The organism is Actinosynnema sp. ALI-1.44, assembly GCF_001984155.1.
In the GTDB taxonomy this organism is placed as follows: Bacteria; Actinomycetota; Actinomycetes; order Mycobacteriales; family Pseudonocardiaceae; genus Kibdelosporangium.
In genome coordinates this window covers 24,166-50,293 of record NZ_MTQO01000041.1, presented here as the reverse complement: position 1 = coordinate 50,293, position 26,128 = coordinate 24,166, and the positions used below count along the sequence as shown (strand labels likewise).

The 26,128-nt window shown below is 69.4% G+C and carries 27 protein-coding genes; 16 read left to right on the top strand and 11 right to left on the bottom strand.

Annotated elements, in window-relative coordinates; genetic code table 11:
• Positions 1 to 44: 44 nt before the first annotated feature.
• The 4 genes from ALI144C_RS15425 to ALI144C_RS15410 all read right to left on the bottom strand — a co-directional run bounded on the left by ALI144C_RS15425 (position 45) and on the right by ALI144C_RS15410 (position 2,729).
• A complete protein-coding gene (locus ALI144C_RS15425) occupies positions 45 to 710 on the bottom strand; it encodes a CE1759 family FMN reductase (protein ID WP_076987796.1) in 666 nt (221 codons plus the stop codon).
• Positions 707 to 1,105, bottom strand: a complete 399-nt coding sequence (locus ALI144C_RS15420) for a MarR family winged helix-turn-helix transcriptional regulator (protein ID WP_083753085.1) — start codon at positions 1,103 to 1,105, stop codon at positions 707 to 709. Before ALI144C_RS15420 ends, ALI144C_RS15425 begins: the two co-directional genes overlap by 4 nt.
• Before the next feature lie 44 nt (positions 1,106 to 1,149).
• Complete coding sequence (locus tag ALI144C_RS15415) at positions 1,150 to 2,337, bottom strand: LLM class flavin-dependent oxidoreductase (RefSeq protein WP_076987795.1); 1,188 nt, start codon at positions 2,335 to 2,337, stop codon at positions 1,150 to 1,152.
• A gap of 161 nt (positions 2,338 to 2,498) precedes the next feature.
• The gene (locus ALI144C_RS15410) at positions 2,499 to 2,729 is read right to left on the bottom strand and encodes a hypothetical protein (RefSeq protein ID WP_441297562.1); all 231 of its coding nucleotides are present in this window, start codon (positions 2,727 to 2,729) and stop codon (positions 2,499 to 2,501) included.
• Between the two features lie 123 nt (positions 2,730 to 2,852).
• On the opposite strand from ALI144C_RS15410, the gene ALI144C_RS15405 reads away from it, so the two are divergent.
• Positions 2,853 to 3,428, top strand: a complete 576-nt coding sequence (locus ALI144C_RS15405) for a helix-turn-helix domain-containing protein (RefSeq protein ID WP_083753084.1) — start codon at positions 2,853 to 2,855, stop codon at positions 3,426 to 3,428.
• Between the two features lie 105 nt (positions 3,429 to 3,533).
• On the opposite strand, the gene ALI144C_RS15400 is transcribed toward ALI144C_RS15405, so the two are convergent.
• The gene (locus tag ALI144C_RS15400; RefSeq protein WP_076987793.1) at positions 3,534 to 3,752 is read right to left on the bottom strand and encodes a hypothetical protein; all 219 of its coding nucleotides are present in this window, start codon (positions 3,750 to 3,752) and stop codon (positions 3,534 to 3,536) included.
• Between the two features lie 92 nt (positions 3,753 to 3,844).
• Between ALI144C_RS15400 and ALI144C_RS15395 the strand changes: the two genes are divergently transcribed.
• From ALI144C_RS15395 to ALI144C_RS15380, 4 genes are read left to right on the top strand one after another with little or no spacing between them, the layout of a single operon-like run.
• On the top strand, positions 3,845 to 4,447 hold the full coding sequence (locus ALI144C_RS15395; RefSeq protein WP_193441191.1) for a TetR/AcrR family transcriptional regulator: 603 nt from the start codon (positions 3,845 to 3,847) through the stop codon (positions 4,445 to 4,447).
• A complete protein-coding gene (locus ALI144C_RS15390; protein WP_076987791.1) occupies positions 4,444 to 5,106 on the top strand; it encodes a VC0807 family protein in 663 nt (220 codons plus the stop codon). The genes ALI144C_RS15395 and ALI144C_RS15390 overlap by 4 nt, the downstream gene beginning before the upstream one ends.
• Positions 5,099 to 6,430 carry an FAD-dependent oxidoreductase gene (locus tag ALI144C_RS15385; protein ID WP_076987790.1) on the top strand — a complete coding sequence of 444 codons (1,332 nt, stop codon included), beginning with the start codon at positions 5,099 to 5,101 and terminating at the stop codon, positions 6,428 to 6,430. The genes ALI144C_RS15390 and ALI144C_RS15385 overlap by 8 nt, the downstream gene beginning before the upstream one ends.
• Before the next feature lie 30 nt (positions 6,431 to 6,460).
• Complete coding sequence (locus ALI144C_RS15380; protein ID WP_076987789.1) at positions 6,461 to 7,603, top strand: hypothetical protein; 1,143 nt, start codon at positions 6,461 to 6,463, stop codon at positions 7,601 to 7,603.
• On the opposite strand, the gene ALI144C_RS15375 is transcribed toward ALI144C_RS15380, so the two are convergent.
• Positions 7,600 to 8,025, bottom strand: a complete 426-nt coding sequence (locus tag ALI144C_RS15375) for a hypothetical protein (protein WP_076987788.1) — start codon at positions 8,023 to 8,025, stop codon at positions 7,600 to 7,602. The genes ALI144C_RS15380 and ALI144C_RS15375 overlap by 4 nt on opposite strands.
• Before the next feature lie 11 nt (positions 8,026 to 8,036).
• Positions 8,037 to 8,618: a TetR/AcrR family transcriptional regulator gene (locus tag ALI144C_RS15370; protein WP_143230666.1), complete on the bottom strand. Its 582-nt coding sequence runs from the start codon at positions 8,616 to 8,618 to the stop codon at positions 8,037 to 8,039.
• Positions 8,619 to 8,727: 109 nt separating this feature from the next.
• On the opposite strand from ALI144C_RS15370, the gene ALI144C_RS15365 reads away from it, so the two are divergent.
• The 8 genes from ALI144C_RS15365 (at position 8,728) to ALI144C_RS15330 (ending at position 16,271) form a co-directional block, all read left to right on the top strand.
• The gene (locus tag ALI144C_RS15365; protein WP_076987786.1) at positions 8,728 to 10,020 is read left to right on the top strand and encodes an NADH:flavin oxidoreductase/NADH oxidase family protein; all 1,293 of its coding nucleotides are present in this window, start codon (positions 8,728 to 8,730) and stop codon (positions 10,018 to 10,020) included.
• A 346-nt stretch (positions 10,021 to 10,366) separates the two neighbouring features.
• Entirely contained in the window at positions 10,367 to 11,017 is a 651-nt protein-coding gene (locus tag ALI144C_RS15360) for an ABC transporter permease (RefSeq protein ID WP_076987785.1), read from the top strand.
• Positions 11,007 to 12,104, top strand: coding sequence for an ABC transporter ATP-binding protein (locus ALI144C_RS15355; RefSeq protein WP_076987784.1), 1,098 nt, complete (start codon positions 11,007 to 11,009; stop codon positions 12,102 to 12,104). The genes ALI144C_RS15360 and ALI144C_RS15355 overlap by 11 nt, the downstream gene beginning before the upstream one ends.
• Positions 12,101 to 12,886 (top strand): ABC transporter permease, encoded by a 786-nt coding sequence (locus tag ALI144C_RS15350; RefSeq protein ID WP_076987783.1) that lies wholly within the window; start codon positions 12,101 to 12,103, stop codon positions 12,884 to 12,886. The genes ALI144C_RS15355 and ALI144C_RS15350 overlap by 4 nt, the downstream gene beginning before the upstream one ends.
• Positions 12,883 to 13,854, top strand: coding sequence for a glycine betaine ABC transporter substrate-binding protein (locus tag ALI144C_RS15345; protein ID WP_076987782.1), 972 nt, complete (start codon positions 12,883 to 12,885; stop codon positions 13,852 to 13,854). Before ALI144C_RS15350 ends, ALI144C_RS15345 begins: the two co-directional genes overlap by 4 nt.
• Before the next feature lie 64 nt (positions 13,855 to 13,918).
• Entirely contained in the window at positions 13,919 to 14,251 is a 333-nt protein-coding gene (locus ALI144C_RS15340; RefSeq protein ID WP_076987970.1) for a hypothetical protein, read from the top strand.
• A gap of 47 nt (positions 14,252 to 14,298) precedes the next feature.
• Entirely contained in the window at positions 14,299 to 14,922 is a 624-nt protein-coding gene (locus tag ALI144C_RS15335; protein ID WP_143230665.1) for an ABC transporter ATP-binding protein, read from the top strand.
• Positions 14,922 to 16,271 carry a DUF6297 family protein gene (locus ALI144C_RS15330; RefSeq protein WP_076987781.1) on the top strand — a complete coding sequence of 450 codons (1,350 nt, stop codon included), beginning with the start codon at positions 14,922 to 14,924 and terminating at the stop codon, positions 16,269 to 16,271. Before ALI144C_RS15335 ends, ALI144C_RS15330 begins: the two co-directional genes overlap by 1 nt.
• On the opposite strand, the gene ALI144C_RS15325 is transcribed toward ALI144C_RS15330, so the two are convergent.
• Entirely contained in the window at positions 16,268 to 16,654 is a 387-nt protein-coding gene (locus ALI144C_RS15325) for a hypothetical protein (RefSeq protein ID WP_143230664.1), read from the bottom strand. The two genes, ALI144C_RS15330 and ALI144C_RS15325, sit on opposite strands and share 4 nt — an antisense overlap.
• Positions 16,655 to 16,923: 269 nt before the next feature.
• Between ALI144C_RS15325 and ALI144C_RS15320 the strand changes: the two genes are divergently transcribed.
• Positions 16,924 to 18,105 carry a Cmx/CmrA family chloramphenicol efflux MFS transporter gene (locus tag ALI144C_RS15320; RefSeq protein WP_076987968.1) on the top strand — a complete coding sequence of 394 codons (1,182 nt, stop codon included), beginning with the start codon at positions 16,924 to 16,926 and terminating at the stop codon, positions 18,103 to 18,105.
• Here the strand turns inward: ALI144C_RS15320 and ALI144C_RS15315 are convergent.
• Positions 18,056 to 18,550 carry a GNAT family N-acetyltransferase gene (locus ALI144C_RS15315; protein ID WP_237774151.1) on the bottom strand — a complete coding sequence of 165 codons (495 nt, stop codon included), beginning with the start codon at positions 18,548 to 18,550 and terminating at the stop codon, positions 18,056 to 18,058. The two genes, ALI144C_RS15320 and ALI144C_RS15315, sit on opposite strands and share 50 nt — an antisense overlap.
• 26 nt (positions 18,551 to 18,576) lie before the next feature.
• On the bottom strand, positions 18,577 to 19,599 hold the full coding sequence (locus ALI144C_RS15310) for an alpha/beta hydrolase (RefSeq protein WP_076987778.1): 1,023 nt from the start codon (positions 19,597 to 19,599) through the stop codon (positions 18,577 to 18,579).
• A gap of 289 nt (positions 19,600 to 19,888) precedes the next feature.
• Between ALI144C_RS15310 and ALI144C_RS15305 the strand changes: the two genes are divergently transcribed.
• Positions 19,889 to 20,968 carry a SagB/ThcOx family dehydrogenase gene (locus ALI144C_RS15305; RefSeq protein WP_076987777.1) on the top strand — a complete coding sequence of 360 codons (1,080 nt, stop codon included), beginning with the start codon at positions 19,889 to 19,891 and terminating at the stop codon, positions 20,966 to 20,968.
• 2 nt (positions 20,969 to 20,970) lie between these two features.
• Here the strand turns inward: ALI144C_RS15305 and ALI144C_RS15300 are convergent, their stop codons facing one another.
• Complete coding sequence (locus ALI144C_RS15300) at positions 20,971 to 24,282, bottom strand: AfsR/SARP family transcriptional regulator (RefSeq protein WP_076987776.1); 3,312 nt, start codon at positions 24,280 to 24,282, stop codon at positions 20,971 to 20,973.
• A gap of 94 nt (positions 24,283 to 24,376) precedes the next feature.
• Here ALI144C_RS15300 and ALI144C_RS15295 point away from each other — a divergent pair, with 94 nt between their 5' ends.
• The gene (locus tag ALI144C_RS15295; protein ID WP_237774150.1) at positions 24,377 to 26,074 is read left to right on the top strand and encodes a DUF885 domain-containing protein; all 1,698 of its coding nucleotides are present in this window, start codon (positions 24,377 to 24,379) and stop codon (positions 26,072 to 26,074) included.
• Positions 26,075 to 26,128: the final 54 nt, after the last annotated feature.

Sequence of the window (26,128 nt, the reverse complement as noted above, 5' to 3'; positions counted from 1 at the left end):
CTCGCAGCGGCGAGGGGGTGCTCGCGTCGGTGATACCTACGTAATCAGGTCGCGGAGCCGCCGGTGGCCAGGCGCATCATGTCGGAGTCCAGGTCGATGCCGACCTCGGTGCCGCCCGCGCTGCCGAACTCGTGCTGGTAGGCGTTCCACGACTCGTCCCTGATCCGCTGGGCGAAGCCGCTCTCCATCAGCAGCACCAGTTCGAACGCCGCGCGGTCGATCCGCTTGGGCAGCGCGGGGTCGTTCCAGTCCTCGGTGGAGGCGAACAACGACGTCGGCACGGTGGTGGTCCGCATGTACGCGAACAACCCGCGCAACTGGTCGTCCACGACCAACGCGTGTCGTGCCGTGCCCGCGGTCGCGGCCAGCACGACCGGTTTGGCGATCAGCAGGTCGTTGTCCAGGACCTGGAAGAACGACGTCAGCAGACCGCTGGCACCCGCCTTGTAGACGGGCGTGCTCACCACGATCCCGTCGGCCTCGCCGAGCGCGGCGACCGCCGCGGCCAGCTTCGGACCGGTCAGCTGCGACACCAACGCGGTGGTGATCTCGCCTGCCAGCTCACGCAAGTCCAGCACCCGGAGCGCGACGCTGTGGCCGCGTGCACCCGCCAGCGCGTCGACGCGCTGCGCGACGCGGTCGGCCAGCAGCCGGGTGGACGACGGGTCACTGGTCCCCGCGGAGACGACGACCAGCTTGTACGTGCTCATGATTCCTCCGCCTGTGCCGCCAGTTTGCGGCAGATGGCTTCCAGTTGCCTCAGTTCGTCGGCACTGACCCGCGCGGTGACCGCGCGGGCGACGTGCCTGGCGTGGGGGCGGCCGATGTCCTGCTGGACCTTGCGCCCGGTGTCGGTGAGGGCGAGCCGCACGCCACGGCCGTCCTCCGGCGCGGTCGTGCGCTCGACCAGCCCGCGTTCCACGAGCCTGTCCACCATCCGCGACAACGCGGGCTGGCTGAGCAGCAGGTGCTTGTGCAGTTCACCGATCCGCAGCGGCTCGGGGCATTTCGACAGGGTGTACAGCACGTCGTACTCACGCATCGACACTTCCCGCCATACGTCCTCGGCCGCGAACTCCCGCATCAACACCGCATAGGCAGACATCAATGCCTCCCACGCGGCGTTGGCTGTGCTGCTGGTGCTCACGGTCACAGCGCCGGGTAGCTGGCTTCGAGCTCCGGCGCGCTGTCCTGGTACGGCGAGGCACCCGTGACGTTGTCGCCCCGGTTGGCGTTCGGGCGCGGCTGACGCGGCGCCTTGTCACCGTACTTGGCCTTCACCAGGCTGGCGTGCGTCGGCGCGTCCGCCACCTCCGGGTCGCGCTTGGCCGCGAGTTCCTTGCGCAGCACCGGAACGACTTCCTCGCCGAGCAGGTCGAGCTGGTTGAGCACGGTCTTGAGCGGGAGACCGGCGTGGTCGAGCAGGAACAGCTGCCGCTGGTAGTCGCCGAAGTACTCGCGGAAGGTCAGCGTCTTGTCGATGACCTCCTGCGGGCTGCCGACCGACAACGGCGTCATCTCCATGAAGTCCTCCATGGACGGACCGTTGCCGTAGACCGGTGCCGCGTTGAAGTACGGCCGGAACTCCTTCTTGGCGTCCTGGGAGTTCCTGGCGAGGTAGACGTGCCCGCCGAGGCCGACGATCGCCTGCTTGGCGGTGCCGTGCCCGTAGTGGGCGTAGCGCTGCCGGTAGAACTCGATCAGCCGGATGTAGTGCTCCTTCGGCCAGAAGATGTTGTTGGCGAAGTACCCGTTGCCGTAGAACGCGGCCTGCTCGGCGATCTCCGGGGTGCGGATGGAGCCGTGCCACACGAACGGCGGCACGTCGTCCAGCGGACGGGGCACGGATGTGAAGCCCTGCAACGGCGTGCGGAACTTGCCCTCCCAGTCCACGACGTCCTCGCGCCACAACCTGTGCAGCAGGTTGTAGTTCTCCAACGCCAACGGCAGTCCCTGCCGGATGTCCTGGCCGAACCACGGGTACACCGGCGCGGTGTTGCCGCGGCCGAGCATCAGATCCATGCGCCCCTTGGACAGGTGTTGCAGCATCGCGTACTCCTCGGCGATGCGCACCGGGTCGTTGGTGGTGATGAGCGTGGTCGCCGTGGTCACGATCAACCGCTCGGTCAAGGCCGCGATGTGCGACAGCAGCGTGGTCGGCGAGGACGAGAAGAACGGTGGGTTGTGGTGCTCACCGATGGCGAACACGTCGAGGCCGACTTCCTCGGTCTTCCTGGCGATCTGGACGATCGCGTCGATCCGCTGCGCCTCGCTCGGGGTCTCGCCGGACACCGGGTCGCGAGTGATGTCGCTGACCGAGAACACTCCGAACTGCATGGCTCCTCCTCGCCGTCAGGCAAAGTATATGCATTTGCATGCAGTTGAACCACTCGGGGCCGCGGTTGATTCCCGCTGGTCACCACAGTGACCCACGCCTCAGACACACCTGTGCCCCGGCGGGGCACCACCCGCCGGGGCACAGGTTCGACCTCGCTCGGCTACTTCGTGGCGGCGTCCAGGTCGTTCAGTGCCGCGGCAAGCCGGAAGTACTTGTTGGTGCCGAGGTCACGAACGGTCTTGATGCCGAAGGCGGCGTCCAGCTTCTCCGCGTCGCCCTCGCTGACACCCGCCAGCGCGGCGACTGGCGCGTCAAGCAGCTCGGCAACGGTCTTCTCCTCGTATGCCTTGTCGAGTTGCTTCGCCAGATCTGCGGAAACAGCCACAGTCATGCTCCATTCATGGGTGGGGACTGCTCGAGTCGAACGAGGAAACCTTAGCGACAGGCAAGGCCAGTCGTCCGCCATGCCCGCGTACGATGAGTGACCACGAGGGCTCTCACTGTGAGGTGCGACGTGGACATCGAAGAGACCCACATCGGGCGCAGGGTGCGGGAGCTCCGCGGCTGGCGTGGCCTGAGCCTGACGGCACTGGCCGAGCTCTCCGGCATGTCGGTTGGGCATCTGTCCCGCATCGAGACCGGTGAACGTCCCGTTACGAAGCGGAAAACCCTTGAGTCGCTGGCACACGCGCTGCGAGTGTCCCCGGTTGAGCTGACCGGATCACCACACCCGGTTGCCAGGTCGAAAGGCCATGAGGATGTGAGCCAGCTCGGGATCGGCGTGGAGCTGGGTGACGGCGCCCAGGTCGCCGAGATCGCGCGCGATGTCCACATCGACGCCATTCCCAGCCCGGCCCGGCAGGCTGTGTTCCATGCGAACGTCGGCCGCGCCCTGCTCAGCGAGAAACGCACGCGTGACAAGGGCCTCGCCACATTGCTCAAGGCCGAGAAACTCGCGCCTCAACACATTCGAGGTGACGTCTTCGTGCGAGAGGCGGTATCGGGAGAATTGCTCCGCGCTCGCCGCGACGCCGGTGGACGTGAGCTCCGCGGACTCGCGCACCGAATGGGAATCTCCCCGAACGGGTGAAGCCGCTCGCTGTTTGCCTTTGCTGCTGCCCTCCGAGGAACGACAGATAGCCGAGGCGATCTTCGGCATGGTCAACCTTGCCGCGAAGGACAGCCAGGCAACGACCTAACCGCGCTTGTGCGGCGTCGCAGCCATCGTGGCGGAGCTGCCGACATAGTTCACCGTCAACGCACCCGACACGGTCACGCGTTTCCGTTCGCCCTCGTAGCCGGGCGGAAGCTGAGCTGTGGCGTTCGAGTCGGGCCTGTCGCACACCTTGAGGGCGAAGAGGCTCAGGAACCGGTTCGGGTACGGCCCCGCCGGGCCGCCTAAGCCCGTGACCAAGCTCGGCGTACCCCACCAGCCCCAACGGCTCGTCCTGCGATCTTCTCCCGGGTCCTGCACGCGGTCTTGCTCGAATGAGCTATTGTTTGCTCATGCGAGCAAGAACCTTCACCGAGTCGGCCCGGCGTGCCCAGATCGTCACGTCGGCGATCGAGGTGATCGCCGACGTCGGCTACGCCAAGGCGTCGTTCAGCCGGATCGCCAAACACGCGGGCCTGTCGAGCACCGGCATGATCAGTTACCACTTCGCGGGCAAGGAAGACCTGGTCGCGGCATGTGTTGCCGAGATCGACACTGTCTTGCGGGCCTACATGGAGCCGCGCATCGAGGCCGCCGTCGGACACGTCGCCCAACTGCGGGCCTACGTCGAGTCGAACGTCGCGATGGTCGGTGTGCACCCCGCCGAGGTGAAGGCGTTGATCGACCTGGTGCGCAACGCGGGCACGCAAAGCGCGTCCGTCAACGCGCGGCTCGACCTGTTCGAGGAGCACTTCCGCACCGGGCAGGAGGCGGGCGTCTTCCGCCCGTTCGACACGCGGACAGTCGCGCTCGTCTTCGCCAGCGGCCTGGACGCGGTCGTCGTCACCGCGGCCGCCGATCTACCCGAACCCGATGAGCTCACCCGTCTCGGCCGCGAGCTCGCCGATCTGTACGTGCGGGCGACCGCGCCCGATCCCTTGGGGGGACAAGCATGATGGTCGAGGAGAAGACCGCGCCCGACGCCGGACTGCGTCGGCTGATCCGTGCCAACGTGCTCACCGTCGTGTTCGAGGTGGTCGTGCCGATGGCGCTGTTCTACGGCCTGCGCGCCGCAGGCGTCAGCCAGTGGTGGGCGCTGATGGCCGGTGTTCTGGTGGCCGCGCCGTACGTGGTGTGGACCATCGTGCGCAACCGCCGGATCGACATCATCGCCATGGTCACGATCAGCGTCCTGATGCTGTCCGTCGTGCTGGGCCTGCTGTCGGACAACCCGCGCACCCTCGCGATCCGGGAGGGCTGGGTCGCCGCGATCGGCGGCCTGTTCGGACTGTGGATGGTGGTCACGGTTTTCGTCGGCAGGCCCGCCCAGCTGACGTTGGGCCGCACGATCGCAGAGGTCAAGCGCGGCGCCGAGGGAGCGGCCGCGTGGGCGGCCCGCTGGGACCACGACGCCCGGTTCCGGCGCGGTCTGCGGATCAACACAGCCGCGTGGGGTGTGGTGCTCGCGGCCAGCGCGGTGCTGCACGTCGTGCTCGTCTACACGCTGCCGATCGACCTCATCTCCTTGGTCACCAACGTGGTGTGGTTCGGCACGCTGGCGTGCCTGATCGCGTGGCACGTCTGGTACCTGCGCAAGGAGAACCTCGATGCCTGACGTCCTGGTTGCCGGTGCGGGGCCGACCGGTCTGCTGGTCGCGTTCGAACTGGAGCGCGCCGGGATCGACGTGCTCGTGCTGGAACGCGATGCGCGGCCCACCACGCAGTCGAAGGCGCTCGGCCTCCAGCCCCAGTCGGTCGAGGTGCTGGCCGACCGCGGCCTGCTCGCCGCGATCGAGCCGCACGCCGACGCGCGGCTGCCTGCCGGGCACTTCTCGGGCATCCGGATCGACTACACCGACCTGCCGACGAACTTCCCGTACCAACTCGGCGTCGAGCAGGTCCACGTCGCCGCGGCCATCGAAGCGCGGTTGCGTACACCGGTGCTGCGTGACGCGGCCGTCACCGCGGTGACGCAGGACAGCGAAGGCGTGACCGTCACGGCAGGCGGTCGGGATCACCGGGCGACGTGGCTCGTCGCGGCCGACGGCGGCCACAGCACTGTGCGGAAGCTGCTGGGAGCCGCGTTTCCCGGCACCTCGGCGCGGATCTCGTTGGTCGTCGCCGACGTCACGCTCACGCGCAAACCCCACGGGGTCGGCGATGACTGGCAGCTGCCTTCGAACACCCCGGGATTTCTCCTGCCGCTCTCCGGCGGGCGGTACCGCACAGTCGTGGTCGGCGAGGAGCAGCAACGGTACGGCCGCGACGCGCCCGTCACGGCCGGGGAGCTGCAACGGGCGCTGACCGCCGCACACGGCCCGGAAATCGAGGTGGGCCAAGTGCTCTGGGCCTCCCGGTTCGGCGACGCCGCGCGGCAGGTGGAGCAGTACCGGCACGGCCGCGTGCTCTTCGCGGGCGACGCCGCGCACATCCACCTCCCGGTCGGCGGCCAGGGACTCAACCTGGGCCTGCAGGACGCGGTGAACCTCGGCTGGAAGCTCGCCGCGCGGATCCGCGGACACGCTCCCGACGGCCTGCTCGACAGCTACCACGACGAACGCCACCCGGTCGCGGCACGGGCGCTGGTGAGCACGCGTGCGCAGGGACTGCTCGGGGCGCCTGACGTCGGTGCCGTCCGGGAGATCGTCACCGGCCTGCTCGCCGTTCCCGAAGCACGTCACGCGGTCGCGTTGGAGATCTCCGGCATTGGGATCACCTACCCCGGGACCACCGGTCGTGCCACCGACGTCCCGGTCGCGCCCGACGGCCGCGCCGTGCTCGTCGGCGCGTCGGCGCCCAGCGGCTGGACCGACCGGGTCGAGAGTCGTGACGGGACAAGGCCGGAGCTGGTCCGTCCCGACGGCTACGTGGTGTGGCAGGGCGGGCCGGGCCTGGACTCGGCGCTGCGCCGCTGGTTCGGCAGTGAACTTCGGCAGTGAGCACGGGGGCCGACCGATTAGCCTTCGGTGATGGGCTGGATCACCTTGCGGCAGTTCGCCTGGACCGAGCGGCCCGGGTTCGCCGATCCGCACCCGGAGGTCGACGGTGTGCACCGGGTCGCGGCGGACCGCAAGCTGCCGGTCGACCTGAGCTACGCCGTCGGCGTGAACGCCCTCGCGGCGCCCGCGAGCGGGATGGTCCGGTACGAGACGCGGCAGCACGAGCTGCGGCTGATGCTGTGCTACCTCGACAACGACCCCGGCTATCCCATCCGGTTGCGTGACGAGGTGTTCCGGGCCAGTGCCGCGCACATCCGGCGGTTCGTCAGCGAGTCGATCGGCATCGGCATGCTCGTCGCCGCCGTGCAGGCCGCGTACCAGTGGCGGGCGGCTTCGGGGACCATCGCGCAGCTCGGTGCGTTGCCCACCGCGTTGGCCGGTCACCTCAGCGCCACCAAGACACGACCGGACCTGCTGTTCGACATGCCCGGTCTCACGCTCGCCGGGGAGGCACGCGGACGGTCCGAGGCGCCGCCGACGCGTGTGACCACGCAGCAACGCGAACGGCTCAACAACATGCTGCCGTGGTCACATCACCATGGCACGCACCCGGTGGCGACGACGTGGGCGTACGCCACCGGTCTCGGCACGACGGTCGACCTGTTCACCCGATCCGGGCGGCTGCCGGGGATGACCGGGCCGATCGGCCAGCCGCTGCCGTCGCCCGCCGCGACCCAGACCGACCTGTTCGACCAGGACGCGCTCGACTCCCCCGGCAAGGCCGCCGACACTCCGCCGCCCCCTGCCCGCAAGGGCGCGGGCAGGGATTTCGACCGTGGCTCGCCGCGTGAACTCACCACCAGGATCAGCCAGCGCGTCGACGACATCGCCGACCAGCTGTACGGAACCGCCCCCGATCCGGCGGTCAAGATCGGCGACGTGCCGGTGCACGGCGACTGGGCGCCGTTGGACCTGCTCGGTTCGCCGTCCGGGTCGTTCCTGGTCGGGGTGCTGGAGCGACCACTGCCTTCGGACGTCACGACCCAGATCAACACCCGGCTGCGTCCGGCCAACCGCTCCGACGGCACCGGCCTGTCGGCGCACATCTCCGGGCGGTTGGTGATCGCGATCGACAACGACGGCGGCAAGCCGTGGGAGCTGGTGGCGGACTAGGCAGTCGCCGCCTGCTTGGGCGGCTTCGCCGACAGCCAGATCTGGGCGGTGACCTGGACGACGACCACGGCGCCGAGGGCGACCCAGACAGCGACGCCCGGGGACATCGGCTCCAGCCCACCCCCCTCCGGATAGGGATCCGACGTGCCCAGCAGCAGGTTCGCGCCGCCCCGGACGGTGCAGTAGAACACGATCGCGCCGAGGGCGAACCCGCCGAGGCCGAAGATGGTCCTGGCGAGGACCACCGCCGCTTCGCCGGACTGCGCCACCGCCCGGCCGACCCTCGTCGCGCCGCCGATGCCGTAGGTCAGTGCCAGGAAGAACGCGGGTATCCCGGAGAGGACCGCGAAGATCCCGAACTCGGACGTGCCGCCGAGTTCGGTGAGCGCGTCGTCGAAGGACGGCTGCCACAGCGTACGCAAGCCGGGCGGTGTCAGGTCGGGTTCAGCGCGGAACGCAGCCCCAGTTCGAGTTCGACGGCCACTTCCTCCAGCGGCTTCGTGTCCCGGCGGGCCCTGCTCATGATCACCGCGCCCTCGACCGCCGCGATCGCCGTCGTGGCCATGGTTCCCGACCGGCTCGCCGGCACGCCCGCGGCGGCCAGCAGTTCGGCCAGTGCCGTCTGCCACTGGTCGAACGCGGTCACGACCGCTTCCATCAGCTGGGGCGCGTCCTCGTGTTCCTCGATGCCGACGGCGACGACCGGGCACCCGGCGCGGTAGTCCTCGGCTTTCACGATCTGCCGCCACGCCTCGATGAACGCGTGCAGCGCGCCGACCGGGTCGCCCGGGTTCGCGGCGGCGACGGCCACGATCACGTCGCGCACGAACGTGCCGAACTCGCCGATCGCCTCCACGCCGAGCTGGGCCTTTCCGCCGGGGAAGTGGTGGTAGATCGAGCCGCGCGGGGCGCCGCTGTGCTTGACGACCTCACGGAAGCCCATGCCGCTGTAGCCGCGCTCGCGCAGGAGCCGCACGGCGCTGTGGATCATCCGTGCCCTGCTGTCGCCTGCCACCGGTTTTGTCCTCCACCCGGGTGATACACCCTTGCTATGTCACTCGTCATATTACAGCATGAGCCTTCTATTACGAGTGTCATAGTCGATCTTGGAGCAAGGGAGCACCATGTCCCCGAGCACACCCGCAGGCATCGCGGCCCCGCTGACGCTGCCGTGCGGCCGGGTCCTGTCGAACCGGCTGGCCAAGGCGGCGTTGAGCGAGCAGCTCGGCACCAGGACACACGCGCCGAGCGACGACCTGTACCGGCTGTACGAGCACTGGGCGCACTCCGGGGCAGGCTTGCTGGTCACCGGCAACGTGATAGTCGACCGCACCGCGATCGCCGAGCCGCACAACGTCGCGGTCGTCGACGACCGCGACTTCGACAGGCTCTGCCGGTGGTCGGACGTGGCACGCGCGGGTGGCGCCGAGGTCTGGGCACAGATCAACCACCCGGGCAGGCAGGTGCCCCGGCACATCACCCTGCGCCCGGTCGCGCCGTCCGCCGTGCCGATGCGCGGTGTCGGCGGCGCGTTCGCCAAGCCGCGCGAGCTGCGGGCGGCTGAGATCGAGGAACTGGTCGGCAAGTTCGCGACCACGGCGGCGATCATGGTCAGGGCGGGCTTCACCGGCATCCAGATCCACGGCGCGCACGGCTACCTGGTCAGCCAGTTCCTCTCACCGCTGACCAACGTGCGCACCGACGAATGGGGCGGCACAGCGGAGAAGCGGCGGCGGTTCCTGCTGGAGGTCGCGACCGCCGTCCGCGCCGAGATCGGGCCGCGCACGCCGCTCTCGGTCAAGCTCAACTCGGCCGACTTCCAGCGCGGCGGCTTCACCGAGGACGAATCGCTCGACGTGGTCGCGGCGCTCGGCGAACTCGGCATCGACCTGGTGGAGATCTCCGGCGGCACCTACGAGACGCCCGCGGTGATGCTCGGCAACCCGGTCAAGAAGAAGGCCAGCACCCGGGCCCGCGAGGCGTACTTCCTCGAGTTCGCCGAGAAAGCACGCGCCACGACCAGGACGCCGCTGATGCTCACCGGCGGTTTCCGCACCCTCGGCGGGATGAACGACGCGCTGTCGGGTGGCGCGGTCGACCTGGTCGGGCTCGGCCGGTCGATGGTCGTCGAGCCGACGCTGCCGGGGCAGTTGCTGACCGGCCGGGCCGAGGCCAGCGCGGTCAGTCCGAAGAGGACCGGGATCAGGATGCTCGACGGCATGTCCGAACTGGTCTGGTACACCGACCAGATGTGGCGGCTGGGCCGCGGTCTCGCGGTGAAACCGGACCGCCATCCCGTGCGCGGCGTGCTGAACTACCTGCTGGCTGGCGGGATGCACGCGATCACACGGCAGCGCCGCGACACCGCGCCGTTGCCGGAGTTCACACCGGCCCGCGCCACGGAACGGATCGGTTGACCGGAGGAGGAACGGACAGTCCACGAAGGACAGCGACTGTCGCACTGGGCACGGCGGCGAGCACACACCAGTCGTTCACCGCGTACTCGACCCCGGTCGCGGCTATTTCGGCGGTCCCCACTATCAGGGCACCCGTTCGGGGACGCCGATCGCGGGACGCGGTTACGCCGAGTTCATGGAAGCGGGCAACACCGAATCAGAACGGTACCGCTCCGTCAGCTGACGACGACTTTCCGTGACACTTTCCTGCGTGGTGCGGTAGTTTCCCGCACCAGGTGGACAAGGTGTTTGAAGTGGACGCTTACTGGGCACCTTCTCCCGTCTTTCAAGTGACCCGGGGAGGGCCGTGAGCTTCTGGGATTTCGTCGACGACCGCTGGAGCAGACTGCTCAGCGAGTCGTTGCTGCACGTCAGCGCCGTGGTCCAGTGCACGATCATCGCCGCGCTGCTCGGCGTCACCGTCGGGGTCGCGGTGTACCGCAGCCCGTTCGGCTCGGCCGTCGCGACCGCGTTGACGAGCGCCATCCTGACCATCCCGTCGTTCGCCCTGCTGGGTCTGCTGATCCCGGTTCTCGGGCTGGGCGCGCCGCCGACGGTCGCCGCTCTTGTCCTCTATGGACTGTTGCCGATCGTGCGCAACACCATCGTCGGCCTCGCCGGTGTGGACGGTGCGATCACCGATGCCGCGCGCGGCATCGGGATGAACAGGTTCGGTGTGCTGACCAGGGTCGAGCTGCGGCTGGCGTGGCCGGCGATCCTCGCCGGGATGCGCGTGTCCACGCAGATGCTGATGGGCATCGCCGCCATCGCCGCGTACGCCCGCGGCCCCGGCCTCGGCGTGGAGATCTTCGCGGGACTTGTCAGGGCGGGCAGCGCCAACGCCACCAACCAGGCGATCGCGGGCACAGTGGGCATCGTGGTGCTCGCACTGGTGCTCGACGGCATCTTCGTGCTGATCGGCCGTTACACGACTTCGAGGGGCATCCGTGGCCAGTGAGATCCAGTTGACCGACGTGACCAAGCGCTACGGCCGCCGCAAGCCCGCCGTCGACAACTTCAGCATGACCATCCCCGCTGGCGAGATCGTCGTGTTCGTCGGGCCGTCCGGGTGCGGCAAGACCACCACGATGCGGATGATCAACCGGCTGATCGAGCCGACGTCCGGCACGATCACCATCGGCGGCGAGGACACGTCCACCCTCGATCCCGACAAGCTGCGGCGCACCATCGGGTACGCCATCCAGCAGGCCGGTCTGTTCCCGCACATGACTGTGGCGCAGAACATCGGCGTGGTGCCGGGCCTGCTCGGCTGGGACCGCAAGAAGATCGCCGACCGCGTCGAGGAGATGCTCGACACCGTCGGCCTCGACGCGGCGGAGTTCCACGACCGGTTCCCGCGCCAGCTGTCCGGCGGGCAGCAGCAGCGCGTCGGGGTGGCACGGGCACTCGCCGCGGACCCGCCCGTCCTGCTGATGGACGAGCCGTTCGGTGCGGTCGACCCGATCACCAGGGGCAACCTCCAGGACGAGCTGATGCGGCTGCAGGGGGAACTGCGCAAGACGATCGTGTTCGTCACGCACGACTTCGACGAGGCCGTCAAGCTCGGCGACCGGATCGCCGTGCTCGGTGAGCAGTCCAAGATCCTGCAGTACGACACGCCCGACGTGATCCTGGCCAACCCGGCGGACGACACGGTCGCCGGGTTCGTCGGCGCGGGCGCCTCGCTCAAACAGCTGACCCTGCGGCGGGTCCGTGACGTCGAACTGGTCCAGCCGGAAGTCATCGTGTCCACTCAGGACGAACCGGATGAGATCAGGCGGCGGCTGACCGACGCGGGCAGGAGCTACGCGTTGATGCTCGACGCAAGGCGTCGTCCGGTGGCGTGGGTGCACGTGCGGGAACCGCGGGTGCGACGGCCCATCCGGGACATGGTGGCGGCCGAGTCCACCGTCCAGGACGCGCTGGAGGCCATCCTCACCGAAGGCGGCAACGCGGTCGTGACCGGCGCCCGTGGCGAGTTCAAGGGACTGGTCGAGATCGACACCGTGATGGCCGTGATCCGTGACCTGCGGGAGACGGTATGACCAGCACCGCGGTGGCGACCGAACGCGGGGCAACCGAACGCGAGGAGACGAAGAAGGCGTCCAGCCTGCGCATGTTCGCCCAGCCGATCGTGGTGGTCGTGCTGGTCGTCGGTGTGCTGGTGTGGGCGTTCACACGGGACCTCGACGCGATCGAGAAGCAGAGCATCAACGCGCCCGTCCTGCTCGACGCGGTGTGGGACCACCTGGTGATCAGCTTCGTGGTGACCGCGCTCGTGCTGATCATCGCGGTGCCGCTGGGGATCGTGCTGACCAGGCAGTGGGCCAGGGCGAGCGCGCCGGTGTTCCTCGCGATCGCGACCATCGGGCAGGCGTCGCCGGCGATCGGCATCCTCGTGCTGTTCTTCCTGGTGTCCGGCTGGGAAGGGCTGTGGGCGGCGGCGCTGCCGATCACGTTCTACACACTGCTCCCGGTGCTGCGCAACACGATGGTCGGCCTGCAGCAGGTCGATCCCGCACTGGTCGACGCGGGCCGCGGGATCGGCATGTCCGCGTTCGCGGTGCTGCGGCGGATCGAGATCCCGCTCGCGGTGCCGTTGATCCTCGCCGGTCTGCGGACGGCTCTCGTGCACGCCGTCGGCGTGGCCACGATGGCCGTGTTCGTCAACGGCGGCGGGCTCGGCCTGCTGATCGACACCGGGTACAAGCTGTCCCGCATCACCGTGCTGATCACCGGCTCGGTGCTGGCGGTCGCGCTGGCGCTGCTGGTCGACTGGCTCGGCACCGTCGCGGAGCAGTACCTCGGACCGAAGGGAATCAGGTGAGGACGCGCACACGCCTGACGGCGTTGCTCGCCACAGCGGGTCTGCTGGCCGGATGTGGCCTCGAGACGACGTACGCGCTGCCGTTCGAGGTCGGGCCCGGCTCGATCACGCCGGCCGCCGAGCTGTCCGGTGTGGACATCGCGGTCGGGTCGAAGGACTTCACCGAGAACATCGTCCTCGGCTACATCACCGAGGTGGCGCTGACCGCCGCGGGCGCGGAAATCCGTGACATGACCAACATCCAGGGCTCCAACAGTTCCCGGCAGGCACTGCTGACCGGCGACATCGACGTGTCGTGGGACTACACCGGGACGGGTTGGATCTCCTACCTCGGCCACACCGACCCGATCCCGGAGGAGAAGGCGCAGTACGAAGCGGTCCGTGATGCCGACCTGGCCAAGAACAACCTGGTCTGGCTGCCGTACTCGAAGGTGAACAACACGTACGCCTTCGCCGTCACCCAGGACTTCGCGCGAGCCAACAACCTCAAGACCACGAGCGACATGGTCGAGTTGATCCGGCAGGACCCGGCGAAGGGCGTGTTCTGCCTGGAGACCGAGTTCGTCAGCCGCAGCGACGGTTTCCCGGGCGTGGCGAAGGCGTACGGGTTCGACGCGCGCGCGGTCCAGGTGAAGGTCTTCGGCACCGGCACGATCTACACGGCGACGTCCAGCGGCAACTGCAACTTCGGTGAGGTCTTCACCACCGACGGCCGGATCCTGGCGTTGAACCTGGTGGTGCTGGAGGACGACAAGAAGTTCTTCCCGCAGTACAACGCGGCACCGGTGCTGCGCAAGGACTTCGCCGACGCCCACCCGCAGGTCGCGCAGGTGCTGGCGCCGGTGGTGGCCAGGCTGGACAACGACACCATGCGCAAGCTCAACGCCGAGGTCGATGTGGACGGCAAGGATCCCGCCGTGGTCGCCCGCGACTGGCTGGCCCGTGAGGGGTTCGTCGCAGCGGACTGACCACATGGTTACGTGGCGGCAGATCGGGAACCCGGTGGGGACACTCGACCGAGAGGAACCACCGGTGTCTTCGGAACACGACGCGCCGGTTCCGCGGGAGGACGTCTCCGAGGAACTGGACGAGGACCGTTTGCAGGCCGACCCGCTGGAAGCCGGGATGGATCCGCCGGAGCGCTGGTCCGGCGTGGACAAGTACGGCATGACGCCGTACGAGCAGTCCCACCCCCGGCCGTTCGGCGAGCGGCTCGAGGAGGAAGAGGACCAGGCGGAGTCGGTCAGCGACCTGCCGCCGCTGGACGAGGAGATCGCACAGGAGGCCGCCGACCGCGGGCAGAGCGCCGATCAGGCGGGCGGGTCGATGGCCGCCGAGGAGCGGACGCCCGAGCCGCCTGACTGACCCGATCACCGCCGGGTGAGCACCCTGTCAACGGTACCGTTGGCAGGGTGCGACCTCTGCTCGAAGTCCAAGGGCTCACCCGCCGGTTCCACGACGTCACGGTGCTCGACGGCGTGTCGTTCGAGCTCCACAGTGGACGTGCCGCGGCGCTGGTCGGCCCGAACGGCTCCGGCAAAACCACCCTGTTGCGGTGCGTCGTCGGCGCGGACATCGCCGACGACGGCGAGGTCGTGTTCGACGGCGAGCGGCTGGTCGAGAGCGACCCCCAGGTCAGGGCCGCCCTGGCGTGCGCGCTGGACGACGCGGACTTCTTCCCCGAGCTGTCGGTGGTCGAACACCTCGAACTGCTGGCCAGGGCGCACGGCGTCGACGAGCCGGGTGGAGTGGTCGACGAGGTGCTGACCGAGCTCGATCTCGGCGAGCAGCGCGACCAGCTGCCGATCACCCTTTCGAGTGGCCAGCGCAGGCGGTTCACGCTGGGTGCCTGTCTGGTGCGACCGCGCAGGCTGCTGGTGCTCGACGAGCCGGAGCAGCGGCTGGACGCCGCGGGCCGGGCGTGGCTGGCGGAGAAGCTGCAGGACGAGAAGGCCGACGGCTGCGCGATCCTGCTGGCGTCGCACGACCCGCACCTGGTGGACGCGGTCGCGGACGCCCGGATCGAGCTGGGCTGATGGCGACGGTCACAGTCCGCGGTATCCGGGCGGAGATCAGGGCGGCGCGGCTGCGGTCGCGGCCGGTGCAGGCCCGCAGGGAGCGCAACGACACCATCTACCTGGTCATCCTCGGCATCGTGGTCTACGGCGGCATCCTCGTGCAGGCCGTGCGGCGGATGATCGAGGCGCCGCCGGTCGGCCCGGCGCCGCCCAATCTCCCCGTCGCGCAGTGGCTGTTCGTCGGCTGCGCGGTTCTCGGGCTCGGCCTGCTCGTGCGGGCGTTGCTGGTGTTCGGCCCGGTGGTGGCCAGTGGGCCGTTCCAGTTCTGGTTGCTGTCGACGCCACTGAACCGCCGGTCGTTGCTCGGTCGCAGGTTCTGGTGGCTGGCCGTGATCGGCGCGGTCGCCGGTGGCGTGGCCGGACTGGCGGTGTCGGCGCTGCTCAAGGCCGACCTGGTGGGCAAGCTGCTGAGCACGTCCATCTGCGCGGGGATGGCCGCCGGTGCGGTGGCGGTGTGTGCTCTGCTGCAACAGAAGGCACACAACGGCAATCGTCTGTCCACTGTGCTGGTCGTGACGGGCGCGTCGGTGGCCGGGGTCGCCGTGTTCGCCCCTCCCCCGGTGCTGGATCTGCCGGTGGTGGCGGCCGTCGTCCTCGTCGCACCGATCGTGGTGCTTGTGCTGGCATACCGGGCCCTCGGCACGCTCGACCGGGCCGCGCTGGCCGGTGGTGCGGAACTGCTCGCGGCGAGTCGGGTCGCGGTGAACTGGATGGACATCTCCCTGTTCACCGGGATCGCGTCGGCGCGCAAGTGGCGCGCGGTCGGCAAGGTGCGCAGCCGTGGCCTGCGCGGGGCGCGCTACCAGGCGATGGTGTTCGCCGACGTCCGCAGGCTGTCCCGGAACCGGGCGGCGTTCTACGTCTGGGCAGGCCTGTTGCTGGCGCCGTACGCGGCGCAACGGCTGCTGCCGGAGACGTTCGTGCCCACCGTGCAGTTGGTGGCCTGCGCGGTGGCGGTGAACCCGTTTGCCGCCGGGCTGCGTCACATCTGCCGCTCGGCCGCGATGCGCCGGTCCCTCGGCGGCAGCGACGCGGGCCTGCGCCTGGCCCACCTCGTGGTGCCGACGGTGATGGCGCTGTTGTGGACAGTCGGCACGAGTCCGGCTTCGGGTTTCGCGCTCGCCTCGGCGCTCGTACCGGTCGGTGCGGTGGCGTTCGTGTACCGGCGGGCCTCCCAGCCGTCGTTCGACTACTCCGGCGGAGCGGTGGACACACCGTTCGGCTTGTTCCAGCCCAACATGGTCCGCCAGCTGCTGCGCGGCCCGTTGCTGCTGCTGTTCGTGGCCGCGGTCCAGTTGTACCTCTAGGCCTTGCCTTCCACTTGGTCCTGAATGTGGTCGAGAGTGGCGTCCAGCGCCTGGTTGATCTCGGTGTCCGTGGTGTGCTCGGTGTGCAGTTCGATGTCCACAACGGTCCGGTCCTGGTCCGCCGTGATGTCCAGTACCCCGGAGTAGGGACTGGTCTCCGAGCCCCACTGGATCCGCCGCGCCGTCCGGTCCGCCCGGAACCACGCCTTTCCACGCTCGGTCTTACCGTGCACCTTGGCCTCGACGTCCACCTTGTCGTCGCCGACCGGCTTGGCCATTGTCATCTGGTCGAAGTACTTCGGCAGGTTGTGCACGTCGGCGAGGTACTCGAACACGCGGTCCTCACCGGCGTGCAACGTCCGTGTGCGGTGATAGGCAGTCATGGATTCCGGTGTACCCACGGCCATGCCGCTTACACGGCAAAGCCGTTGGACACCCCGTTGGCGTGATTGCTACCCTGCGGGGCGTGTCCACCCCTGAGGCTGACAGAGGCTAGCCACCGGTAGTCCGGTGGCGTCCCTTCCGCATCGCCATCCGGATCACCGTCGTCACGGGTTTTCGCCTGGGCACATCACTCCAGGCCACTTCGACGCCACTCCTCTTCCTCCTGTGGCGTTCTCATCGATCCGCGATGCCGCTGTGGAGCCTCTTCATGCCTTTCGCTGTCCATGTCCTCGGGCTGGCCGTGTTCGCCCAGGGGACTTCCGAGTTCATGCTGTCCGGTCTTGTCCACGACATCGCCGGTGACCTGCGTGTTTCCATTCCCGCCGTGGGGTCGCTGACGCCCGCGTTCGCGGTCGGGATGATCGTCGGCGCGCCGCTGGTCGCGCTGCTGAGCCTGCGGTGGCCCCGGCGCGGGGCGCTGCTGGCCTTCCTGGCCACGTTCTTCGCCGTGCACGTCATCGGTGCCGTCACCACCAGCTTCGAGGTCCTGTTCGCCACACGGGTCATCGCCGCGCTGGCCAACGCGGGCTTCCTGGCCGTCGGCCTGGCCACCGCGGCGAGTCTGGCGGGCCCGCGGGGCAAGGGACGCGCCACGTCGGTGTTGCTGAGCGGTATCACACTGGCTTGCATCGCGGGTGTCCCGCTCGGTGCTGTCCTGAGTGGATTCTGGGGATGGCGGTCGGCGTTCTGGGCCGTCGCCGCGGTTTCCGTGCCCGCTCTGTTCGCGATCCTCCGCGCTGTCCCCGCGACCCCGGCAGACCCTGCCGCTCCCAGCGCACGCCATGAACTGCGCGCGCTGCGCACGCCACGGTTGATCGTCACCCTTGTGCTGGGTGCGTTGGTCAATGGCGCGACCTTCTGCACCTTCACCTACCTCGCACCGGTGATCACGGGCGCGACCGGTCTCGGCAGCGGCTGGGTTCCCGCTGTGCTGGCGTTGTTCGGGATCGGTTCGTTCGTCGGGGTCACGGTCGGCGGGCTGGCGGACGCCCACCCGATGCCACTGCTGGCTGTCGGCACGTCGGCGCTGCTCGTGGGCTGGCTGGCGTTCGTGCTCCTCGCCGCCCAGCCCGTTGCCGCACTGGTGCTTGTGGTGGTGCAAGGGATGTTGTCGTTCGGCGTCGGGTCCACTTTGATCACCCAGGCGCTCTACGCGGCGACGGACGCGCCCACCCTGGCAGGCGGGTTCGCCACCGCCGCGTTCAACGTCGGGGCCGCCGCTGGTCCCGCGCTCGGCGGCGTGGCGTTCACCGTCGGCCTCGGTGGGAATCGGGCGCCGCTGGTGGTCAGCGCGATCCTGGTCGCCGCCGCGCTGGTGCTCGGCGCGACGGCGTACGCGATCAGCCGGACTCGAGCAACGAAAGGGCCGCGTGCACCTCGTCTTGGTTGACGGACATGGCGGCGCCCAGACCGGTGAGCAGGCCACGTGCGCCGTGGTTGCCTGTCGTCGTCGAAGCGACGAACCGCTTGGCACCGCTGTGTTTCGCGGCGTCGAGCAACAGGTCCATGACGCGCTTGCCGATTCCCCGGCCGCGGCGGGTGCGGCCGAGCCAGATCCCGGCTTCGACGTCGTCGCCGTGCCGTTCCAGCCGGGCCGCGCCCGCCGCGACGCCGTCCACGTCGATCACCCAGGTCCGCTCGACGGCGGTCGCCGGGTCGAGCGTCCGCTTCCGGTGGAAGGCCAGGAAAGCCTCCCTGCGGCGGGAGGTCCAGCCGTCCGGTCCGTCGACCGGCGGCATGACCTCCAGCGGGTCGGAGTCGGCCACCGCCGCGTCGAGCAGCCGGGCAAGACCCGCCTCGTCCAGCGGGGTGAGGGTCACGGCACGTTCGGGCACAGCAGGAGTAAACCGCATCCCGGCCGCTACCGCGCCAGCCGCTCGGCCAGCCAGGCCAACGACAGCGGGTACCGGTGGTCGATGCCCGCGTGACCGGCGTCGAACAGTTCGAAGTGGATCCGGTCCGCGGGCACGCCCGCCTTCAGCAGTTCGGCGCGGAACGCCGCGGCACCGACGTCGAGATGCCACTCGTCCTTGGTGCCCGCGTCGATCCACACCGCGTTGAGCGACCGGACCGCGTCGGCGTACCTCGGCACCATCCGGACCGGGTCCCAGTCCAGCCAGCGCTGCCAGTGTTCCGGCCTGAGCACACCGGTCTCCTGGTCGAACGGCAACTCCGGTGTGCCGTCGTCGCCCGCGGAGAAACACGCCGAGAGGCAGAGCATCTCGATCAGCGTCATGTCGTCCTGTCTGGTGAGCGCCGGGCGGCTGCGGAAGTCGGCCAGGAACGCCCAGATATCGTTGTCGTAGTTGCGCAACGCGCGCACGGCAACAGCGATGTCGTTGGCGTACGACAGTTCGTACAGGGTGTCGCCCGCGTGCGTGGCCAGCGCGCCGAACAGGTCCGGGCGCAGCATCGGCGTGATCATCGCGCCGAACCCGCCGGAGGACTTTCCCGTGATCGCCCGGGAGTCCCGGTGGGCGATGGTGCGGTAGTGCCCGTCCACCCACGGAACGATCTCGTCGCACAGGTACGAGTGGTAACGGCCTGTGCCGGGCGAGTCGACGAACTGTGAACCGCCGTATCTGGTCCACGCGTCCACATACACCACGACACAACCGGGTGTGCCGTTGGCGAAAACGGCGTCGGCGGTCTCCAGGAACGGCTGGCGGAAAGGGGTGCGGTTGGCCCACATGGAGATGTGACCGGAGTAACCCTGGATCACATACACAGCGGGGTAACGCTCCGTACCGGAGTCGTAGCCGGGTGGCGTGTACACCCACAGTGGCCGTTCGTGCGGGTCGCCGAGGTGGTTGTCCCGCAACAACACCGAGTCGACGGTGTGCCGGTCCAGCTCGCCGGCCAGATCGACTTCCCAAGGCAGCATACGATCAGTGAAGCACGCCCGGCGGGACAGCGGCAGATACGTTGGTTGCCGGCTGGCAAAAATCCCTGCCACAGGCTCGGCCGTTTCGGTACAGTCGAGAGTATCGGGAGCGCAGCCGAATTCCAGGCACACGCAGACGCGTCCCGAATCGAAACTGGGGGTTTCACATGTACGACGACGATGAGGACGCCGAGGTCGCGTTCGAGGAGTTACTCAACAGCTACGGAGTGGATGAAGTGCACGTCCCCACCATTCCGCGGCCGCCACGCTGAGTGAGTCCGCACGCGAAATGGGGAATGACAGTACCGCACGAGTCCGAGTGTCCTCGTGCGGTATTTCCTACTGGAACTCCGGGCAACTCGTCTGGGACGACACCGTTCGCCATCGCCGGTTCGCGCTGACCGAGGGGACCGAACCGGTGCTGCGCTGGTTCAGCGAATGGAAGCCACTGGAGTCCATATCGGACATGGCTGGCGAGCCGGCTCGACTGGCTCGCTACGCCAAGGTTGCCAGGATCTTCCTGGACAACGACATCCTCGTCGCCGAAGGCTCGGAACGGCACCGGTTCGAGGAGTCGACGGACGCGGCATGGCGGCCGTGGGGACGGCTGGCGTCGGCGTTCCACTTCTCCACCCGCTCGCTCGCCGACGGCATGTTCAAATCGGACGACGAGTACCACGTGCTGCTGGAGGGAAAACTCGAAAAGCAGCCCGCGCCGTGCGCGCACCACACCTTCGCCGACGCCGATGTCGTCGACCTGCCGGACCGGTCGGCGGCGACCTGGCAGGAACGCGACCTGGTCGAAGTGCTTTACCAGCGTCGCAGCGACCGGAAATTCGCCGAGACACCGATCCCGTTGACGTCGGCCGCGGCATTGCTGCAGATCGCCGTGGGCATTGTCGCCAAGGACGAGAGAACACAGACGGTGTTCAAAACCTCACCCTCCGGCGGAGGGCGGCACCCGACCGAGGTCTACGTCTACGCCAGGGCGATCGAAGGCGTCGAACCCGGGACGTACCACTACAACCCCGGCAAGCACACGTTGGAACGCATCGGCGGGACGCGCACCGACGACGAACTCGGCACGATCGTCGGCGACCAGCCGTGGGTCGGCACAGCCGGGATGCTCGTCTTCTTCACGTGCGTCCTGGCCCGCAGCATGTGGCGCTACCACGCCCCGCGCACGTATCGATTGCTGCACATGGACATCGGTCATGTCAGCCAGACGGTGTACCTGCTGGCGACCTCGCTCGGGCTGGGTGTGACGTTCACATCGGCGATGCGCGACGAACTGGTCGAGGACCTGCTCGGGGTGCGAGCCAGCCACGAAGTGGTGATGGGCTGCGCCGCGATCGGCACCAGGCCCTGACGTCAGGGCCTGGCCAGCAGGCGCCGCAACTCGTCCGCGTTGGGGATCTCCAGCCCGCCGATGCAGACCAGGGCTTCCTCCCAGCAGGCCCGTGCCGTGGCGCGGTCGCCGTCCGCGTCCCACGCCAGCCCCAACACGTGCAGAGCCTGCGCCTGGCCGAACTGGGCACCGGCGCTTCGGTTGACGGCCAACGCCTTCTCGGCGTGGTCACGCGCGGCGGCCAGGTCGCCGGCGTCGTACGCCAGCCAGGCGAGGAGCTTCTCGCTGCGGCCCTCGAACCCCAGCAACTCGGCGTCACGGCTCAACTCCACCGCGTTGGTGGCGTGTTCCCTCGCCGTGGTCAGGTTTCCCCGCTCACGACTCTGCGACGCCATCCGCAGCAACGCGGAGATCTCACCGGGCAGATAGGACAGCCGACGAGCCAGCTCGAGCGCCTTGCGCGCACAGGCAGCCGCGTCGTCGACGTCCCCCATTCCCTGGTGTGTCGCGGAAAGCGTGACCATGGCGTCGACCTGGTCCTGTTCCACCCCGGATTGCGCGGCCAGCGCCACCGAGGCACGGGCGTGCACGAGTGACGCGGCGTGGTCACCGGCCAGCCGGTTGGCATCGGCGAGGCCGCGCAGTGTCTCGGCTTCGTAGTGCTGGGTCCCGGTTTCCCGGTAGCACACCAAAGCCTTGTCGTACTGGACGACCGCCTCGTCGTACCGGCCCTGCCGGACCATGATGTGGCCGAGGCTGGCCCGGGTGGTGCCCTCCACCGACGGGCTCGGACTCGACGGCAGCAGCGCGAGCGCGTCGTGCGCGTACCGCTCGGCCCGGTCTAGGCGTCCGCGCTGCTCCTCGATGATGGTGAGGTTGATCAGGCCGAAGAGCCGGATGCTGTCGAAGCCGTGTTCCTCGGCCAGCCGGACGCCGCGCTCGACCTCCTCGGCCGCCGCCCTGAGCTTGCCGTCCGCCTGGTGGATCGTGCCGATGCTGATCATCGCCCCCGCGCGGCCCGCCTGCGAACCGGCCCTGGTGTACGCGTCCAGTTCGGCCACCAGGTGCTCGAGTGCCTTGCCGAGTTCCTGGACGCGCAGGTACATCGAGCCGATGACGTGGTGCATCGCGGCTTCCGCGTCGGGCTCGTTCGCGACGCGCGCGGCGTGCAGGGCGGCGCGGGCGGCGACGAGGCTCTCGGCCCGGTAGCGGCCCCGGGTCGCCAGGTAGGCGCGCAGGGACTCGACCAGGTGCCACGCGGCGTACGCGGGCCCGTTTCCCGCCGCGTACAGGATCGCGGCGATGATGTTCGGGCCTTCCTGGTCCATCCACTCGACGGCCGCCGTGGCGTCGGCGAACACCGGGCGGGGCAACGACTCCTCCAACTCGGTGCGGGGCAGCCGGACCCACGTCCCGTAGAGCACGTCGGCGATCGCGTCCAGCCGCCGCACGTAGAACGCGAACAGGCGGGCACGGGCCGCGTCCGACTCGTCCTTGTTCTCCTCGATCTGGCAGCGTTCCTGGCTGTAGAGCCGCAGCAGGTCGTGGAACCGGAACCGGTGCGAGCCGATCCGCTGGATCAGGCTGGCGGTGGCCAGTTCGGCCAGCAGCTTGTCGGTCCGGTCGCCCGGCAGGCCGGCGAGCACCGCGACCGCGTGCCGGGAGAAGTCCGGTCCCGGCACCAGGCCCAGCAGCCGGAACAGCCGCGCGGCCTCGGGTTTCAGCGTCAGGTAGGACAGGTCGAACACGGCGCGCACCGCCGCGCCGGGATCGTCCTCGATCTCCAGCGCGGTCAGCCGGTTGCCGTGCCGCAGGTCGGTGACGTACGCGTGCATCGAGTCGTCGTCGCGCAGCAGCAGGTTCGCGCCCGCGATGCGCAACGCGAGCGGCAGGTGCCCGCAGAGCCGGGCGATCTCGTCCAGCGCCCCGGGATCGGGTCGTTCGAGGTCCTGCCCGACGATCGTGTCGAGCAGTTCGACCGACTGGTGCGGCGGCAGGACGTCCAGGTTGACCAGCCTGGCCCCGCCGAGGGCGGCCAGGCCACGCAACGTCTTGCGGCTGGTGACCAGCGCCGCGGAGCCCGGCATGGTCGGCAGCAGACTGCGGACCTGCCCGGCGCTGACGGCGTTGTCCAGCACCACCAGGACCCGCCGGTCGGCCAGCAGGGTCCGGTACGCGCCGACCAGCCCGTTGTGGTCGTCGGGCAGCTGGTCGGGGCGCAGGCCGAACGCCTGCAGGAACCGGCCGAGCACCTGCTCCGGGGTCAGCTCGCGGTCCAGCGCGTTGCCGAGCAGGTCGACGAACAGCTGGCCGTCGGGGAACTGGCCGCGCAACTGGTGTGCGGCCTGCACGGCCAACGCGGTCTTCCCGACGCCGGGCTGGCCGGAGATCGCCACGACGGCGGCGCCGACGGTGGTGTCCATGCCGGGGTCGTCGTCGTTGCCTGACATCAGGTCGATGATCTGCTCGTAGGTCTCTTCACGCCCGACGAAGTCACGCAGGCCCGCGGGCAGCTGCCGGGGCACGGGACGCGGCGCGGGCTGGTGGATCACCTCGGGGGGTGCCTGCACCGGTGGCGGGGTGGGTCTCAGCGACAGCGCCGGGTCGTTGGTGAGGATCCGCTGGTGCAGCCGTTGCAGCTCCTCACCCGGGTCGACGCCGACCTCGTCGGCCAGGGTGGCGCGGACTTCCTGGTAGCTGGCCAGCGCCTCGACCTGGCGGCCTGACCGGTACAACGCGAGCATCACCTGACCGCGCAGCCGTTCCCGGAACGGGTGCTGGGTGGCCAGGGTGCGCAGTTCCGGCAGGAGTTCCGCGTGCCTGCCGAGTGAGAGGTCGCAGTCGATGCGCACCTCGGTCGCCCGCAGGTGCTCCTCGGTCAGCCGCTGGACCTCGCGTTCCCGGAACGAGCACGCCGGGATGTCGGCCAGCGCCGGCCCGCGCCACTGCGCGAGAGCGCCGGTGATCAGCTCGGAGCGCTCGGCCGGGTCGTCGGCCAGGTCGGCCCTGCCCGCCAGCGCGCGGAACCGCAACAGGTCGAGTTCGTCCGGCTCGATGTTGATCCGGTACCCGTGCGGCATCGTGGTGATCAGGTCCCTGGCTTTGAGCGTCTGCCGCAACCGGCGGACGTAGGCCTGCGCGGTCGACGCGGCGTTGTCCGGCGTCTCGTCGTCCCACAACCAGTCGATCAGTTCGCTGACGCGCACGATCTGGTTGCCACGCAGGAGCAACCCGGCCAGCACCACCTGCTGTTTCCCGGCGGGGACCGTGACCTCGTTGCCCCACACCGCCACGTCCAGCGTTCCCAACAGGCGGAAGTCGGTGTCTCCCACCATTCACGCCCCCCGTCGGAGTCTCGGGTCAAGCGACGTGCTGTCGATCCTAGTCCCGAGTACGCGAGAAGTACGCGCCATCGGGTGAGGTGGTGAGGTGCCCGGGAAACTGGTCAAGACGCTCGCGGACGAGCTCGTCGAGATCATCGCCGACGAGGATCCGCTCCTGGCGACGATGTACGGCATCGGGGACACCGACAGCGCGCTGGCCGACTTGTCCGAGGAGGCCGAGGGCAGGCTGCGGGCCCGAGCCGCCGCCGCCGCGACCCGCGCACGCGAACTCGACGACCGCCTGCTGCCCGCGGCCGACCGCGTGACCAGGGCTGTTGTCCAGCAACAAGCCGAGGCGGTCGTGCACCGGCTCGACTCCCGTGCGGTGGAGTACACGGTCACGCATCATTTCGTCGCGCCCGCCGCGCGCGTGTTCCACTACCTGCCGCGTGTCCGGATCGCGGACGGCGACCAGGCGGAGGCGTACCTGCGGCGGCTGTCGGCGTTCAGCGGGTACCTGGCCGCGGCGGCGAACCGGCACGTCGGCGGGACAGTCGCGGGACGGCTGCCGGTGGGGCGGCTGACGCGGGCCGCGACGGTCCAACTGGATCGGGCTCTGGCGCTCGGCGCGGACGACCCGCTGCTCGACCCGATCCGTCACGAGGGCATGGAACGGTACGCCGACGAAGGCCTGCGGCTGCTGGAAACCGAGATCCGGCCCGCGCTGGCCAGGTACCGCGCCGTGCTCGGCGGGATCGCACCGAGCGCCCGCGACGACGACAAGCCCGGTCTGTGCTGGATCACCGGCGGCGAGTCGATCTACGCGAGCCTGATCAGGGTGCACACCGACACCGACCACGCCGCGCGCGTGCTGCACCGCACCGGCGAACGCCTGGTGGCCGACCTGCGTGCGGAGATCGAGCAGTGCGGTGCGCGGCTGTTCGGGTCGCGGGGCGTCGACGAGGTCTTCCGCAGGCTGCGGGACGACCGGACGCTGCGGTGGCGCGACGGGCAGGAGATGCTCGACGCGGCCCGTACGGCGATCCGGAAGGCCGAGTCCGAGGCGCCGAACTGGTTCACGGTCGTGCCGGAGCAGCGGTGCGTGGTCGAGCCCGTCGCCCCGGCCGAGGAGGCGGCGGTCCCGTCGGCGATGTACCTGATGCCCTCGCCGGACGGCACACGGCCGGGCACCTATTCGACGAACATCAGCCACCCCACCGAGCGCTACCGCCACGCCGCCGAGGCCATGGCGTTCCACGAGGCCGTGCCCGGTCACCACCTCCAGGTCACCAGGGCCCAGGGACGGCGTGACCTGCCGATGCTGCGCAGGCTGCCGCTGAGCACCGCGTACGTTGAGGGCTGGGGCCTCTACGCGGAGCGGCTGGCCGACGAGATGGGCCTGTACTCCGACGAGCTGTCCAGGCTCGGGATGCTCGTGTTCGACGCGATGCGGGCGGTGCGGCTGGTCGTGGACACCGGTCTGCACGCGGAGGGCTGGAGCCGGGCGCGGGCCGTCGACTACCTGCGCGCCAACACGGCCATCCCGGAGGTGGAGGTCGGAGCGGAGGTCGACAGGTACGTCGCGCTGCCCGGTCGGGCGCTGGCGTACATGGTCGGCCGGATGGAGATCACCAGGATCAGGACGGCCGCACAGGACGCGCTCGGCGACCGGTTCGACATCCGCGCCTTCCACGACGTCCTGCTCAGCGGGGGCACGCTGCCCATGCCGGTCCTGGCCGACGTGGTGGCCGACTGGGCGAAGTCCGCACGGGAGTTACCGGAGTACGCGGTTAATACGCACTAGGTACGACGATGAGAAGCACTGCCAGTCGACCGGGGGACGACAGCGGGGCAAAGC

Excerpts from the sequence above, each read along its gene's own strand:
- ALI144C_RS15425 (WP_076987796.1), bottom strand. The coding sequence starts at position 710 with ATGAGCACGTACAAGCTGGTCGTCGTCTCCGCGGGGACCAGTGACCCG.
- ALI144C_RS15420 (WP_083753085.1), bottom strand. The coding sequence starts at position 1,105 with ATGTCTGCCTATGCGGTGTTGATGCGGGAGTTCGCGGCCGAGGACGTA.
- ALI144C_RS15415 (WP_076987795.1), bottom strand. The coding sequence starts at position 2,337 with ATGCAGTTCGGAGTGTTCTCGGTCAGCGACATCACTCGCGACCCGGTG.
- ALI144C_RS15410 (WP_441297562.1), bottom strand. The coding sequence starts at position 2,729 with ATGACTGTGGCTGTTTCCGCAGATCTGGCGAAGCAACTCGACAAGGCA.
- ALI144C_RS15395 (WP_193441191.1), top strand. The coding sequence starts at position 3,845 with ATGCGAGCAAGAACCTTCACCGAGTCGGCCCGGCGTGCCCAGATCGTC.
- ALI144C_RS15390 (WP_076987791.1), top strand. The coding sequence starts at position 4,444 with ATGATGGTCGAGGAGAAGACCGCGCCCGACGCCGGACTGCGTCGGCTG.
- ALI144C_RS15385 (WP_076987790.1), top strand. The coding sequence starts at position 5,099 with ATGCCTGACGTCCTGGTTGCCGGTGCGGGGCCGACCGGTCTGCTGGTC.
- ALI144C_RS15380 (WP_076987789.1), top strand. The coding sequence starts at position 6,461 with ATGGGCTGGATCACCTTGCGGCAGTTCGCCTGGACCGAGCGGCCCGGG.
- ALI144C_RS15365 (WP_076987786.1), top strand. The coding sequence starts at position 8,728 with ATGTCCCCGAGCACACCCGCAGGCATCGCGGCCCCGCTGACGCTGCCG.
- ALI144C_RS15350 (WP_076987783.1), top strand. The coding sequence starts at position 12,101 with ATGACCAGCACCGCGGTGGCGACCGAACGCGGGGCAACCGAACGCGAG.
- ALI144C_RS15330 (WP_076987781.1), top strand. The coding sequence starts at position 14,922 with ATGGCGACGGTCACAGTCCGCGGTATCCGGGCGGAGATCAGGGCGGCG.
- ALI144C_RS15325 (WP_143230664.1), bottom strand. The coding sequence starts at position 16,654 with ATGACTGCCTATCACCGCACACGGACGTTGCACGCCGGTGAGGACCGC.
- ALI144C_RS15320 (WP_076987968.1), top strand. The coding sequence starts at position 16,924 with ATGCCTTTCGCTGTCCATGTCCTCGGGCTGGCCGTGTTCGCCCAGGGG.
- ALI144C_RS15310 (WP_076987778.1), bottom strand. The coding sequence starts at position 19,599 with ATGCTGCCTTGGGAAGTCGATCTGGCCGGCGAGCTGGACCGGCACACC.
- ALI144C_RS15305 (WP_076987777.1), top strand. The coding sequence starts at position 19,889 with ATGGGGAATGACAGTACCGCACGAGTCCGAGTGTCCTCGTGCGGTATT.
- ALI144C_RS15300 (WP_076987776.1), bottom strand. The coding sequence starts at position 24,282 with ATGGTGGGAGACACCGACTTCCGCCTGTTGGGAACGCTGGACGTGGCG.